At 48.9% G+C, this 15151-nt stretch carries 10 protein-coding genes and 1 tRNA gene; 8 read left to right on the forward strand and 3 right to left on the reverse strand.

Translation table 11 applies throughout. The features are described 5' to 3' along the window. Window positions 1-2: 2 nt before the first annotated feature. Both greA and T325_RS10960 read left to right on the forward strand, forming a co-directional pair. Window positions 3-470 carry a transcription elongation factor GreA gene (greA, locus tag T325_RS10955; RefSeq protein WP_036913923.1) on the forward strand — a complete coding sequence of 156 codons (468 nt, stop codon included), beginning with the start codon at window positions 3-5 and terminating at the stop codon, window positions 468-470. Between the two features lie 35 nt (window positions 471-505). After that, window positions 506-901, forward strand: a complete 396-nt coding sequence (locus tag T325_RS10960; protein WP_036913925.1) for an HIT family protein — start codon at window positions 506-508, stop codon at window positions 899-901. Here T325_RS10960 and T325_RS10965 read toward each other — a convergent pair. Beyond that, window positions 898-1992, reverse strand: a complete 1095-nt coding sequence (locus T325_RS10965; RefSeq protein WP_036913927.1) for a mannose-1-phosphate guanylyltransferase — start codon at window positions 1990-1992, stop codon at window positions 898-900. The genes T325_RS10960 and T325_RS10965 overlap by 4 nt on opposite strands. A gap of 155 nt (window positions 1993-2147) precedes the next feature. Between T325_RS10965 and T325_RS10970 the strand changes: the two genes are divergently transcribed. From T325_RS10970 to T325_RS10990, 5 genes are all read left to right on the forward strand, one after another. Further along, window positions 2148-2229, forward strand: a tRNA-Leu gene (locus T325_RS10970). Window positions 2230-2576: 347 nt separating this feature from the next. Then, on the forward strand, window positions 2577-5255 hold the full coding sequence (locus tag T325_RS10975) for a 4-alpha-glucanotransferase (RefSeq protein ID WP_036913929.1): 2679 nt from the start codon (window positions 2577-2579) through the stop codon (window positions 5253-5255). Next, complete coding sequence (locus T325_RS10980; protein ID WP_036913932.1) at window positions 5252-7474, forward strand: glycoside hydrolase family 97 protein; 2223 nt, start codon at window positions 5252-5254, stop codon at window positions 7472-7474. Before T325_RS10975 ends, T325_RS10980 begins: the two co-directional genes overlap by 4 nt. Window positions 7475-7506: 32 nt before the next feature. Beyond that, complete coding sequence (pulA, locus tag T325_RS10985) at window positions 7507-9408, forward strand: type I pullulanase (protein WP_036913934.1); 1902 nt, start codon at window positions 7507-7509, stop codon at window positions 9406-9408. 2 nt (window positions 9409-9410) lie between these two features. Further along, window positions 9411-11282 (forward strand): glycoside hydrolase family 13 protein, encoded by a 1872-nt coding sequence (locus T325_RS10990; RefSeq protein ID WP_036913936.1) that lies wholly within the window; start codon window positions 9411-9413, stop codon window positions 11280-11282. A gap of 60 nt (window positions 11283-11342) precedes the next feature. Here T325_RS10990 and T325_RS10995 read toward each other — a convergent pair whose 3' ends face one another. Continuing rightward, window positions 11343-11996, reverse strand: a complete 654-nt coding sequence (locus T325_RS10995) for a hypothetical protein (protein ID WP_231622231.1) — start codon at window positions 11994-11996, stop codon at window positions 11343-11345. 10 nt (window positions 11997-12006) lie between these two features. After that, window positions 12007-12807, reverse strand: a complete 801-nt coding sequence (locus T325_RS11000) for a metallophosphoesterase family protein (RefSeq protein WP_036913939.1) — start codon at window positions 12805-12807, stop codon at window positions 12007-12009. Between the two features lie 268 nt (window positions 12808-13075). Between T325_RS11000 and T325_RS11005 the strand changes: the two genes are divergently transcribed. Further along, a complete protein-coding gene (locus T325_RS11005) occupies window positions 13076-15118 on the forward strand; it encodes a PP2C family protein-serine/threonine phosphatase (RefSeq protein ID WP_081911190.1) in 2043 nt (680 codons plus the stop codon). Window positions 15119-15151 lie beyond the last annotated feature (33 nt).

The following is a 15151-nucleotide window of genomic DNA, read 5'->3' on the forward strand; positions in this document are numbered from 1 at the left end:
TTATGGCTTACATGTCACAAGAAGGCTACGACAAACTGCTAGCCGAACTGAAACATTTAGAGAGTGTAGAGCGCCCCAAAGCCTCTGCTGCTATTGCTGAGGCACGCGAGAAGGGCGACCTGAGTGAAAACAGTGAGTACGACGCTGCCAAGGAGGCACAGGCACATCTGGAAGATAAGATCAACCAGCTGAAGGTGACAATCTCTGAGGCAAAGGTTGTAGACACGAGCCGTCTGAGCACCGATGCCGTACAGATTCTGTCAAAAGTAGAGATGACCAACCTGATGAACAAGGCTAAGATGACCTATACCATCGTCAGCGAGAGTGAGGCTAATCTCCGCGAAGGCAAGATCTCTATCCAGACCCCGATTGCACAGGGCCTGCTGAACCACAAAGTGGGCGACGAGGTGGAAGTGAAGATTCCTCGTGGCACCATCAAACTGCGCATCGACAAGATAACCGTAGGATAAAGGTAAAAGAGTAAATAAGGTAAAAGAGGTAAGTTATGGATATTTTTTCTAAGATTGCCGCTGGTGAGATTCCCAGCTACAAGTGTGCAGAGAACGACAAGTTCTACGCATTCCTCGACATCAACCCGCTGGTAAAAGGTCACACGCTCGTGATTCCCCGTCGCGAGGTAGACTATATCTTCGATATGGACGATGACGAGATTGCCGAATATCAGGTGTTCGCCAAGAAAGTGGCCAAAGCCGTCAAGGCAGCCTTCCCTTGTAAGAAGGTGGCTCAGGTTGTGCTGGGTCTTGAGGTGGCCCATGCTCATATCCACCTCATTCCGATGCAGTCAGAGCAGGATGTTGACTTCCGCCGTGAGAAGCTGAAACTCACGGAAGAGGAATTCAAGGAAATTGCCGCTAAGATACGTAAGGAGTTTGTCGATTAGACAAACTCCTCTCCATATTTCAGACGTACCTCATTCACGTATTTCTTCACCATCGAAGAGTTATCGCTCTTCTTACAAATCATCAGTACGTCGCCCTCTTCGGCCACGATATAACCTTCAAGTCCGTTAAACACGCCCAGTTTCCCTTTCGGCAGACGAATGATGTTGTTATGGCAGTCTTCCAGCAACACCTGTGAGTCGAGCACCACATTATCATCTTTCACCTTGGTCATCACCTCATATATGGCATGCCACGTGCCGAGGTCGGCCCATCCGAAATTGCACTTCATGACAAACACCTCCTGACTCTGCTCCAGAATGGCATAGTCGAGCGAGAGATTGGGATAGCGCGGATAATTCTCCTCCACGTATACCAATTCCTCCTCATAAGTATAGTTGGGCTTCTCAACGTTCAGGTTACGCAGTACGGCGGGGAATATGTACTTGAAGTTCTCTATCAGGTGACGGGCACTTGCAATAAAGATACCAGTATTCCAATAGAACTCGCCACTCTCCATGAACATCTTAGCAAAGTCGCGCTCAGGTTTCTCGGTGAACGACTTCACCTTATACACCTCAGGCTTACAGCTCAGATCGCCCAGTTGTATATAACCATAGCCAGGCTCAGGCCGCGTAGGTTTCACCCCCATAGCCAGCAGGACATTGTTCTCAGACACATAGCCTACGCCTACATCCATGCTGTGCGAAAACGAAGCCTCGTCGAGCACCAGCTGGTCTGAAGGCGATATGATGATATTTGCATCGTTGTTCTGTCGCAGGATGCGCATCGTGGCCCAGGCCACACTCGGTGCCGTGTTTCTGTGAATCGGTTCCACAATGGTATTGTGCTCAGTCACCTCAGGCAACTGTTCCTGCACCAAATGCAGATACTCTCTACACGTACATATATATATATTCTCTTTAGGCAGCAAACGGGCAAAGCGATCGAATGTTGCCTGCAACTGAGTCTTTCCCGTGCCGAACAGGTCTACGAACTGCTTAGGGTACTGCTCCCTGCTGACAGGCCACAAACGACGTCCGCGACCACCGGCAAGGATGATACAGAAATTCTTCTTATCAGTTATTTCCATGTATTGGTTATTAGCAAAATTTACTGCTGCGAAGATACATATAATAGTTGATTAAAACAAATATTTTTAAGTTTTTTATAAGAAACCTTTGGAGTTTCAAATTTTTATCGTACCTTTGCACCCGCTTTAGGAGCCCAGTTGCATCTTTTTACCAAGCCCAGATGGCGGAATCGGTAGACGCGCTGGTCTCAAACACCAGTGGGGCAACCCGTGCCGGTTCGACCCCGGCTCTGGGTACGACAAGACTCCTAAGCATAAGTGCTGCAAGTATAAACTTGCAGCATTTTCTTTATCTCCAGCCCTCGTTCAAACGTTTTCATCTACAGTAAAACAACTTGTTTTACCTTCAAAGAGACTATCCTTAACACCCATAGAGACTATCTGAACACGAACAAAACAACTTGTTTTGTACCGAAAGGGATAATCTTTACCCGGAGTAAACCCCAAGTTTAGTATATGGACATTGCGCTTTATAGTGCAAACGTTTGCATTTGGAAGACTTTAATAACTAAGGAGTTAGAAGAACAACGAAACGGATTATTTCGTAACTTTGCACACAAAGAGTAACTAAAAGCAATTCGGATATGAAGATCGTTTTCAATCTCGAGTACCAGACCACCTTTGGTGAGGAACTGGCATTGAACTTCCTACTGGACGGGAAGGCGGAGCAGCACAAGATGACTACTCTCGACGGAGTGCATTGGATGTGCGAAATAAGCAAGGCCGCTAAGACAAATGCGCACCTTGATTATTACTATTGTGTGATGCGAGGAGACAGCGAGGTGCGGCACGAGTGGCTTGTGGAGCCTCACAGGCTGGACATCTCGGCAAAGAAGGGCACAAACTATATGCTGTACGACCATTGGATCGACATCCCTGAGGATGCCTATCTCTACTCCACCGCTTTTACGGAGTGCGTAGCCGCTCGCGGACTTCACGAGAGCGCACAGACCGACTATGCCAAGACGGTATGTCTGAAAGTGCGAGCCCCTCAGTTGCGCAACAATGAGCGCCTGGCCATCATCGGTGAGGGCGAGGCTCTTGGCAATTGGGAGTCGAAGCGTGCCATCAGCATGACGGAGCACGAGAACAACGAATGGACAGTCAGTCTTGACGCCGCCACGCTGCCACAAGCCTTCGAGTTCAAGTTCGTGGGCCTCGACGAAGAGGTCGACCTGACACCGCTCTGGGAAAACGGCATGAACCGCACCATTTCACTGCCCGAACTGAAATCGGGCGACGTGATAGTTTACGAGCTGCCACAGGCTTATTTCCCAGTTTATCCCTGGAAGGGCGCAGGAACGGTGATTCCCATCTTCTCGCTTCGCAGTGAGGGCAGTTTCGGCGTAGGTGACTTCGGCGACCTGAAGATGATGATTGACTGGTGTGCCAAGACCAAGCAGAGAATCCTGCAGGTCTTGCCTATCAACGACACCAACATCACGCATACTTGGCAGGACTCATATCCCTACAATAGCATCAGCATCTATGCCCTGCATCCGCAATACACTGACCTGCGCCAGTTGCCAAAGCTGAAAGATGAGGCGAAGCGTAAGGCGTTTGAGGCCCTGCAGAAAGAGCTGAACGCCCTGCCACAGATAGACTACGAGCGTGTGAACAACGCCAAGATGGACTATCTGCGCGAGATTTATGCCCAAGAAGGTGCTAAGACGATGAAGACAAAAGCCTTCAAGGAGTTCTTTGAGCAGAGCAAGGAGTGGCTGGTGCCTTATGCCGCCTTCTGCCACTACCGCGACCTCTACGGAACGGCCACCTTCTCTGAGTGGCCCGACCATCATGAGTTGCCTGAGGCAGAACGTGAGGCGATGACGAAACCAACCACTAAGTTATACAAAGAAGTGGCATTCTGGTATTTCGTACAGTTCAATCTCGATCAGCAAATGCGGGCAGCCCATAACCATGCCCGTCAGCAGCGTGTGATCCTGAAGGGCGACATTCCCATCGGCATCAGTCGCGACGGCGTAGAAGCCTGGGTAGAGCCAAAATACTTCAATCTAAACGGTCAGGCCGGAGCCCCGCCCGATGCATTCTCTGTAAACGGACAGAACTGGGGATTCCCCACCTATAACTGGGATGCGATGATTGAGGACGGCTGCTCATGGTGGGTACGTCGTTTCCGCAAGATGGCTGAATATTTCGATGCCTACCGTATTGACCACGTACTCGGTTTCTTCCGTATCTGGGAGATTCCCATCAACGCTGTTCACGGCCTACTCGGTCAGTTCTCTCCCTCACTCGGCATGACCCCCGAGGAGATTGAGGCTTACGGCCTGCATTTCCAGGAAGAGCTCTTCACCAAGCCCTTCATTGCAGACTGGACACTGGAGAATATCTTCGGCGAGAAGGCCCAATACGTAAAAGACACTTTCCTGAATCATACCCATGACGACATTTGGGAGATGAAGCCCGAATACGACACCCAGCGCAAAGTGGAAGCAGCCTTCAAGGGCAAGACGGCACAAGAAGACCTGAACCTGCGCGACGGCCTCTATGCTCTAATCAGCGATGTACTCTTCATACGCGACAGAAAGGACAGCAACAAGTTCCACCCACGCATCGGCGTACAGAACGACTTTATCTACCAAACCCTCTGGGACAACGATAAGTTTACGTTCAACCGCCTATACAACGATTACTTCTATCGCCGCAACAACCAGTTCTGGTATACTGAGGCCATGAAGAAGTTGCCTAAGCTGACACAGGCTACCCGCATGCTTGTTTGCGCTGAAGACCTCGGTATGGTGCCCGACTGCGTGCCCTGGGTGATGAACGAGTTGCGCATCCTAAGTCTCGAGATTCAGTCAATGCCTAAGGACAACACCGTCCGCTTCGGTCACCTCTCACGCAACCCGTACCGCTCTGTCTGCACCATCTCAACCCACGACATGTCAACTCTGCGTCAGTGGTGGGACGAAGACGAGGCGCTGACACAGGACTATTTCAACTCTATGCTCTATCGTGGCGGCGCAGCACCTCACCCACTGCCCGACTGGCTGGCAAAGGACATTGTGAGCCGTCATCTCACCTCGCCCTCAATGCTCTGTCTGCTTTCATTCCAAGACTGGATGAGCATCAGCGAGAGCCTTCGCCTGCCCGATGCCAACGCCGAGCGCATCAACATCCCTGCGAATCCCCGCCACTACTGGCGCTACCGCATGCATATGAGCATTGAGCAGTTACTGGCTGCTGATGATTTCAACAATGAAATAACGACCCTAATCATACATAGTGGAAGAAAATGAAAAGAATTCTGTTACTGACAAGTTTAGCATTTATTATTTGTCACTTATCATTTAGCGCAAGCGTAAAATCGCCTAACGGCAACATCGAGTTAAAGTTTTCTGTGGATAACACAGGACGTCCTGTCTATGAGATGACCTACAAGGGGCGTGAGGTGATCAAGCCCTCGCACCTCGGCCTTGAGTTGGCTAAGGACAAGCATGCCTCAAAAGGGATGGACGAAACCAACCTGATAGACGGCTTCACCATCGCAAAGGAAGAGACTTCGACCTTCGATGAGACTTGGAAACCCGTCTGGGGTGAAACAGCCACCATCCGCAATCACTATAACGAATTGGCTGCAACGCTTTCACAACCTACCACTAAGCGTGAGATCCTAATCCGTTTCCGCGTATACGACGATGGTATCGGATTCCGTTATGAGTTCCCACAGCAACAAGAGCTCGTCTATTTCCTGATTCAGGAAGAGCGTACGGAATTTGCCATGGCAGGGGACCACACTGCCTGGTGGCTGCCAGGCGACTACGACACACAGGAGCAGGTGACACAGGAGACGAAGCTGTCGGAAATCCGCGGACGCATGAAAGAGGCTGTGAACTGGGGAAACTCCAGCGTGGCCGTATTCTCAGAGACTGGCGTACAGACCTCACTGCAGATGAAGTCGCAGGATGGTCTTTACATCAACATCCACGAGGCAGCCTGTCAGGATTACGCCACGATGCATCTTGAGTTGGTTGATGCAGAAACAAAGGCTTTCACCACTAAACTCGGCGGTGGCAGCAATGCCTACACACCTAACCCCAAGCCCTCTACCTATCCTCTGCCAAAACCTTTCACCTTCGTGAGTCATCTCACTCCTGACGCTACAGGACTGAAGGGTGCTATGCAGACACCTTGTGAGACCCCCTGGCGCACAGTGATGGTGAGTGATGATGCTCGCGACATGCTCGCAAACAATCTGATTCTGAACCTCAACGAGCCCTGTAAGATTGAGGATACCTCATGGATTCACCCTACGAAATACTGTGGTGTATGGTGGGAAATGATTGTTGGCAAGAGCACCTGGAACTATACCGACGATTTCCCCTCTATCAAGCTCGACCAGATAGATTGGAGCAGTGTGAAGCCTAACGGCCGTCATGCCGCTAACAACGAAAAGGTAAAGCGTTATATCGACTTTGCTGCCAAAAATGGTCTCGACGAAGTGCTCGTTGAGGGTTGGAACGTAGGTTGGGAAGACTGGGCCAATATGTGGAAGCGCGACGTCTTCGACTTCGTAACCCCTTATCCCGACTTCGACATTAAAATGCTTAACGAATACGCCCACTCCAAGGGCGTGAAGATTCTGATGCACCACGAGACCTCTTCGAGTTCGCAGAACTACGAGCGTCACATCAAAGAGGCTTACGAGTTAATGAACAAGTACGGTTACGATGCCGTAAAGACAGGTTATGTTGGCGACATCATTCCCCGTGGCGACCACCACTACTCACAGTCAATGAATAATCACTACCTCTACGTCATCAAGGAGGCAGCCAAGCACCACATCATGGTCAACTCTCACGAAGCCACTCGTCCTACAGGTCTCTGCCGCACATGGCCCAACCTGGTAGGTGGCGAGAGTGCCCGCGGTACAGAATATGAGGCTTTTGGAGGTTCTAATCCAGACCACACTTGTATTCTTCCCTTCACCCGTCTGCAAGGCGGTCCGATGGACTATACCCCAGGCATCTTCGTGACAAAGCTCTCTGAATGGAGCGACAACACTTCATGGGCACGTATCACCATTGCAGGTTCGCTGGCACTTTATCTGACAATGTATTCACCGCTGCAAATGGCTGCCGACCTGCCAGAGAACTACGAGAAGTTCGACGACGCCTTCCAGTTCATTCGCGACGTTGCCTGCGACTGGGATGACTCCAGATATCTGGAAGCGGAACCTGGCGACTATATCACCGTAGCTCGTAAGGCCAAAGGCACCGATAACTGGTTCATTGGCGGCAAGTGCGACGAAAACGGCCACAAGAGTGTCGTCAAGCTCGACTTCCTTGACAAGGGTCGTAAATACAACTGCACCATCTATGCTGATGCAAAAGATGCTCACTATGACACCAATCCCCAAGCCTATACCATCACCAAGCGTGTGGTTAAGGCGGGCGATGTACTGAAACTCACTGAGGCACCCGGTGGCGGCTTCGCCATTTCCCTGATTGCCCAATAGTAATATCAACGGCCAACCATAATTAAGAACCAATGAAGAAATTGATTTTTGCAGGACTATTGTCTATGTTGTTGCCCAATATGATTGCGGCTCAAGCTTTTCAAGAGATGACCTACACCCCGCAGGCCACCACGTTTAAACTCTTTGCACCCGACAACGCGAAGGTAACACTACGCATCTATCAGCAAGGAAAGGATGGTAAAGCCATCAAGACCGTGAAGATGCAGAAGACGGGGAAAGAACAATTCACTGCCACCGTCAAGGGCGACCTGATGGGTAAGTTCTATACATTTGATGTGGGACGCGGCGAATGTGCAGGCGTCTTTGCCAAAGCCGTCGGAGTAAATGGTAAGCGCGCCGCCATCATCGACATGAAGCAAACCAACCCAGAACATTGGTGCTGCGACAAGCGTCCTGTCACCAAGTCGCCTGCCGACCTCGTCATCTACGAGATGCATCATCGCGACTTCTCTATCAACCGTGCCGATGCCAAGTATCCGGGTAAGTTCATGGCACTCACCGAACCATGGGCCATCGAGCACTTGAAACAGTTGGGTGTGAATGCAATACATATACTGCCCAGCTACGACTACGGTTCCGTGGACGAGACGCGTCTTAACCAGCCACAGTATAACTGGGGCTATGATCCTGTGAACTATAACGTGCCAGAGGGCGGTTACTCTACCAATCCTTATCAGCCCGAAGTACGTATTCGTGAGTTCAAGCAGATGGTGCAAGCCCTCCACAAAGCAGGTATACGCGTCATTCTCGACGTGGTGTATAACCATACCTACGACATCGAGCACTCCAACTTCCAACGTACCTATCCCGACTATTTCTATCGTAAGACTGCCGACGGACAATATAGCAATGGTAGCGGTTGCGGTAACGAAACGGCCTCCGATCAGCCCATGATGCGTAAATTCATGCTCGAAAGTGTGAAATACTGGATTAACGAATACCACATTGACGGATTTCGCTTCGACCTAATGGGCGTTCACGACATCGAGACTATGAACCAGATTCGCCAGATGGTTAATAACATCGACCCCACCATCTATATCTATGGTGAGGGATGGAGTGCAGGCAGTTGCGCTCTGCCTAACGAGCAGTTAGGCATGAAAGCCAACATCGCTCAGATGCCAAGTATTGCAGCTTTCAGCGATGAGATCAGAGATGCTCTTCGCGGTCCGTTCTCTGACGATACCAAAGGCGGCTTTCTGGCTGGTGAGCCCAATTGCGAAGAGAGCATCAAGTACGGTATTGTTGGCGCTATCCAACACCCTCAGGTCGACATGTCTAAAGTCAACTACTCACAGACTCCCTGGGCGCTTGAGCCTACTCAGATGATCAGTTACGTTAGCTGTCACGATGACATGTGTCTTGCCGACCGTCTCCGCGCCAGCATCCCCAGCATTGCCGACGATGAACTCATCCGTCTCGACTTGCTTGCCCAGACAACCGTATTCACCTCTCAGGGCGTTCCTTTCATCCTCAGCGGAGAAGAGTTGCTTCGCAGCAAAAAAGGCGTTCACAACAGCTTTGAATCGCCCGACAGCATCAATCAGCTCGACTGGTCCAACAAAGCTAAGTATCCACAGGTCTTTGAATATTATAAGAACCTCATCCAGTTGCGCAAGAACCACCCCGCCTTCCGTTTAGGCAATGCCGACCTCGTGCGCAAGCACCTTGAGTTTATCAATGCCCCAGAAGGCACCGTTGCCTATCGATTGAAGAACTATGCAGGACGTGATGACTGGCGCGATATTATCGTCATTCTCAATGCCAGCAAGTCGTCTGCCGAGATCACCATTCCCGAAGGCAACTACACCATTGTATGTTGCGATGGTATCATCAATGAACAAGGCCTCGGCAGTCTTAAGGGCGATAAGGCAATAGCCGATCCGCAGTCAGCAATCATTATTCACAACTAAATATGAAACGACTCTTTATCTTTAGCTTACTTGTAAGCACAACGCTCACCACGATGGCAGCGAAGAAATCTGTGATTGACCGTATAGAACCCACCAACTGGTACGTCGGGATGAAGAACCCCTCTGTACAACTAATGGTCTATGGTCAAGGTATTCGTGATGTTGCCAGTGTGAGCACCGATTACCCGGGCGCAGTTGTCGACAGCATCGTTCGTCTCGACTCGCCCAACTACCTGCTTGTCTATCTGAACCTGAAAGATGCTCAGCCTGGTACCATGACACTTAACTTTGGTAAAATCAAGGTACAATACCTACTGAAACAGCGTGAGATGAGTGGCGACAAACGTATGGGATTCACCAACGCCGACGTCCTCTATCAACTCATGCCCGATCGCTTTGCACAGAGTGCTAATCATCCAAAGCAAATCAAGGGTATGCGCAATTATGTAGAGGATCGTACCAAACCGTCGCTCCGCCATGGTGGCGACCTGAACGGCATCCGTGAGCATCTCGACTACTTTAATGAACTTGGTGTCACCGCCCTTTGGTTCACCCCTGTTATGGAGAACGACTCTCCCGACAGCGAGAACGGCTTTTCCACATACCACGGTTATGCCACTACCAACTATTATAAGGTAGACCCACGTTTCGGTTCTAACGAGGACTACAAGCATTTTTGCGACGAAGCCCACGCGAAAGGACTGAAGATTGTTATGGACATGATTTTCAATCATAGCGGATTTGAGCACCCTTGGACCAAGGACATGCCATCTAAAGACTGGCTGAATGCTCCCGATTGGCTGGACGAGCAACCACAAAGTAAGTATCTGCAGACTAGTTACAAACTGACACCTATTGTCGACCCTTACGCTTCGGAGATTGACCTCAAGGAGACAACCGAAGGCTGGTTCGTACCCTCTATGCCAGATTTGAATCAGCATAATCCACACCTCCTGCGCTACCTCATCCAGAACAGCATGTGGTGGATTGAGACCGTTGGCATCGACGGCATCCGCATGGACACTTATCCTTATGCCTACGCAGATGCTATGGCCCAATGGATGAAAGAGATTAACGAAGAATATCCCAACTTCAACACCGTAGGTGAGACATGGGTCACAGAGCCGGCTTATACCGCTACTTGGCAGAAAGACTCGAAACTCGCTAAGACTAACTCTTACTTGAAAACGGTGATGGACTTCTCTTTCTACAACAAGTTCAGTCAAGCGAAGGATGAAGAGACCGACGGTTTTGAGAAAGGACTGAACCGCCTTTACGGCTCGTTTGTATACGACTACCTCTACCCTAACCCGTCGAGTGTGATGGCCTTTATCGAGAACCATGACACCGACAGATTCCTAGGTGAAGGCAAAGACACACTGGCACTTAAACAGGCTCTGTCACTGCTACTCACTGTGAACCGCATTCCTCAGCTCTACTACGGCACAGAGGTTCTTATGAATGGCACAAAGGTCATTACCGATGGCAATGTGCGCAAGGATTTCCCTGGCGGTTTCCCTGGCGACGAGCATAATTGCTTCACCCGTGAAGGACGTACCCAAGCGGAACAGAGCATGTTCACATGGCTGAGCCGTCTGCTCCATTGGCGTCAGGGCAACGATGTTATCATCAAGGGTAAGCAAACGCAGTTCATCCCCTTCAACGGTATCTACGTCGTAGCCCGCCAGTATCAAGGCAAGACTGTCCTCACCATTCTCAACGGCACCTCGGAACCTGCAACCTTCGACGTTAGCCGCTACGCAGAGATTATCGGCAATGCCACCAAGGCCAAGGATATCCTGACAGATCACAACTACGACCTCTCAGAAAATCAGGAGCTTAAGCCCCGACAGAGTCTGATTCTGGAATTCTAAGATTGTAATAATACCCTCTCTTTAGGCGATGTCTTGGTACAAATCAGTACTAACCATCGCCTAAAGTGTTTGTAGCCTCAACCCTATCGATAGTCCGATAATATCTTTCAACGGCACGCTGCTATCCTGAATCTTTGAGCGAATGTAGAGGTCACACGAACTCACTTCATAGAACAATGTCATCTTGTTGAACCTTCTCCTCTTCTTTTCCGGAATCGTAAATGAGAGACGCTGTCCGAAGGCAATATTCAGACGAAACTTTGTCGACATGAAGTCGTAATAACTGTCGGGATAGCGGCTCGGCTGTGTTTTCCAGAATTCATGGCCGTAGACAGTATTGATGTAGATGCTCGCCGTAAGCGGCTCAATACTCCAACGTCCTTTTTCTTTAACACTAACGGACCTAGGCGTAAAACTAATGCTCCAGGGTATGTAGTTTTCTTTGAGGGTCATTGTCAGTTTGCCACGCGAAGAGTCATGGGCCGGTATGTAACCCAACAGTAAATCGGTCTCCCACTGCCCCCGCTTACCATAGTCCCAGCCAATACCTGCTGACGCAATTCCCATGTTTCCCGCATTCTGTATCACGAACTCCGTTGGAATGAGTGCCGCCCAATGCCTCTGATAGCGATGAATACGCTTATCATACTTGCTCTCTGGCACATCTTCTACGTATATACTGTCGCCAGCAATCACTTGCAGTGTACACGTCAATAGTGCAGTACTAAAAATAAATCTGCTCCACCTCATAGTCGTCGGGGGTTATAGTAAAAATACGATAGTTGCGGTGCTCTGCACAGTCGATAGCATAGAATATCAAGTCGTCGCCATAGATGCGACTCACTGTATCGTTGTGATCGTGACCATATACACAGCACATCAAACCAGGGAAGAAGTCGAGATAGCGGCGGAAGGCCTTACACACGTTGTTGTTGAACTGGTCGCTGTAAGGTGCCGCATGCATCACTACGATAGTACGGTCGAATCGGTCCGAGTCCTTCACCATCTCCGTTTCCATAAAGTCAAAATTGGGCACAGCTGCCATGTAGTCATACTCTGTCGCGTTGGTATTCAAACACACGAACTTCACTCGTGAGGCAATAAACGAGAAATCTTTTTCGCCATACATCACATCATAGGTCTGATCACCTGTGCCCAAATAGTCGTGGTTACCTATCAAGGCCACAAACGGACAATTAAGTTTCATTAGGATATCCCTTGACCATTCGTATTCCTTACCAGTAGCCGTATCAGTCAGATCACCACAATGCACTACAAAGTCAATGTCATCCCTATGGTTTATTTCTTCTACTTGATCACGCGCATCAGAGAGCCACAAGTGAGTATCACTGATAAAGGCGACACGCAATGTGTCCTTATCAGCAAAACGGCTTTCTATAACAGCCATCTGCTTCTTGTTGATGCCCTTCTCTCCATGCACGTCCACATCATATGGATGCGTGTCGAACATGTCGCTGCACGCCGTGATTAAAAACACGACAGGAACTATTAAATACCTTCTCATATACGCCACATTTTAAAATACTGCCACAAATATACAAAGTTTTTCCGATTCTGTATCATTTCCTGTTAGGAATAAAATTCTTTTATGCATTTCTTGACGAGATTTAATCAAAAGGAGGTTAAAAAAAATATAAAGATCTATTTATCTGACTTTTTTTTGTATATTTGCATCATCATACATGTGAATCTAAGAACAATATCATACCGACTGGCTATTGCCGCCCTTTTGACATCAAGTATCGTTACACAGAAATATAAAAACTAAAGATATGAAACAAACAATACTACTAATTATCATCACAGCCACCCTGCTAATGATGGGCGCCTGTGACGAAAAGGTGAAATACAACAGCGAGGCCGACCATTTGATTGAGAGTGCCTACCAGACTAAGAATTACAAGCAACTAGCAACTATTGCCGACAGTCTGCAGAAAAAAGGTCAGCTCTCTGAAGCCGAAGCATACTACTGGCAGGGATACGCATACGATCGTATGAAGAGACTACGCACAGCCTCCTTTTTCTGGGAACATGCCATCAAAGCCGCCGAGAAGTCTAACGATCCGCGTGAGCTTTCTTATTATGCAAAATCAGCATGCCGACTAGCCAACGTGCTCACAATGCGTCGCGATGGAGAAAGCACACTGAAGATAGGTATTCCCGTAGCCCATCGATTAGAGTCGCTGAAATGTGACACCACCAGCGATTACGTTAACCTGCTCATTTACATCGGATGCTGCCAGATACACATGGACGGATCCAAAGATTCCGTCAATGCAAGTTTCAACCGTGCCTATAAGAAACACAAGGAAGACATTGAGGTACACCATAACGACGAGGCCTATAAAAACGCTTTCGCAGGAGTGATTAATATCATTTACAACTACAACGGCATTCAACACTACGAAGATGCCTTGAAATGGAACGAGCGTTACGGTAAGTTCATCACAGAGTACGAGCAACGTCAGGACGTTGATTCCAGCTATGTAGACAAACAATGGGCACGTTATGACATCTATCGTGCTGTGGCCTTACAGGGATTACGACGAAACGAAGAGGCAGCCGAGGCTTATCGCGATTTTCTAAGCACAAAATACAGTCTGACGTCTGAAGGACATATTCTAGCTAATGAATATCTGGAACTCGCAGGACGCTGGCAAGAAGCTGCCACCAACTACGAGAATCTCGACAAGATGTTTGAACTACGCAATATACAATACACCCTTGACAACATACAGAGTGTTGGTCTGCGTAAGTTCCATGCCAATCAGATGGCGGGACGTCGCGACTCTGCCATGGCTGTTAGTATAAAGATAAGTGAAATGCTTGATTCTGCGATTGCCAATTCACGACGCACTGAAGTTGAAGAGCAGGATACGACCAGGGCTAAACTGCAAGAAATCACTATCCATCAGGAATCAATCGTGCGCAAACGCATGACGGCCCTGATGATAGCCCTCTTTGTAGCTATCGGCATTTTCATTGCCTACATTCTCTATCAGATATGGATGCGTCACCGCATTTCAAAAGCTCATCAGGAGTTGGAGACTGCCTATAAAGAGGTAAAGACAATGACCTTCGAAAAAGAACGTCAACAAACTGAACAGCGGATCTTCCGCGAGATACAACTGGCTGACATACCACCTCTTGAGCCAAAGGATAAGAAGATGGCGTTCTGTGCAACATCGAAGACAAACGGTACGGCTACTGCCGACTTCATTGATTACCGGTTGAATGATGACAAACTATGGTTCTGTGCGGGCGGTGCGCAGGGCAACAGCGTCAAAGATTCGTTCTCTGCAGCTCTTGTCAAGTCACAATTCCGTTCTATGGCCGCACTGGGAATAGCACCAGAACAGATTGTAACAGCAGTAAACACTGCCATGACATCAGGCAACTACAGCCCTGTGTCGCTATTCGTTGGAGTACTGGAATTAACTACAGGGAGACTTCAATATTGCAATGCCGGACATCCTGCTCCCGTGCTCGCTGCTACTGAAATTGGTCTGTTACCAACTGCCAAAGAGGACGCTATAGGCGGTTCGGATGAATGTCGTACGTTTTCTACCCATGAGATTGTCTTGGAGCCCTCTAATATGCTTTTCCTTTACACCAACACACTTAGCAGTATCGAGAATGCCAACCACCGTAAGTTCGGCACAAAGCGCATACTTGGCGAGGCGCTCCAACAGAAGAAGACCAATGCTTCGGCTGAACTTTTCATACAGCATATGACTGAATCTGTACAACGTTTTATCGGCAACGATTCACACACACAGATTCCTCTGATGCTGGCTATACAATCAACACGCTAATAGAAAAATTCACTGCTCAAAAAATGAGCAGTG

This window comes from Prevotella sp. FD3004 (assembly GCF_000746155.1).
Taxonomy (GTDB): Bacteria; Bacteroidota; Bacteroidia; order Bacteroidales; family Bacteroidaceae; genus Prevotella.

Bases quoted from the DNA above. Each gene is read 5' to 3' on its own strand.
- greA (WP_036913923.1), top strand. From the start codon at position 3: ATGGCTTACATGTCACAAGAAGGCTACGACAAACTGCTAGCCGAACTG.
- T325_RS10960 (WP_036913925.1), top strand. From the start codon at position 506: ATGGATATTTTTTCTAAGATTGCCGCTGGTGAGATTCCCAGCTACAAG.
- T325_RS10965 (WP_036913927.1), bottom strand. From the start codon at position 1,992: ATGGAAATAACTGATAAGAAGAATTTCTGTATCATCCTTGCCGGTGGT.
- T325_RS10975 (WP_036913929.1), top strand. From the start codon at position 2,577: ATGAAGATCGTTTTCAATCTCGAGTACCAGACCACCTTTGGTGAGGAA.
- T325_RS10980 (WP_036913932.1), top strand. From the start codon at position 5,252: ATGAAAAGAATTCTGTTACTGACAAGTTTAGCATTTATTATTTGTCAC.
- pulA (WP_036913934.1), top strand. From the start codon at position 7,507: ATGAAGAAATTGATTTTTGCAGGACTATTGTCTATGTTGTTGCCCAAT.
- T325_RS10990 (WP_036913936.1), top strand. From the start codon at position 9,411: ATGAAACGACTCTTTATCTTTAGCTTACTTGTAAGCACAACGCTCACC.
- T325_RS11000 (WP_036913939.1), bottom strand. From the start codon at position 12,807: ATGAGAAGGTATTTAATAGTTCCTGTCGTGTTTTTAATCACGGCGTGC.
- T325_RS11005 (WP_081911190.1), top strand. From the start codon at position 13,076: ATGAAACAAACAATACTACTAATTATCATCACAGCCACCCTGCTAATG.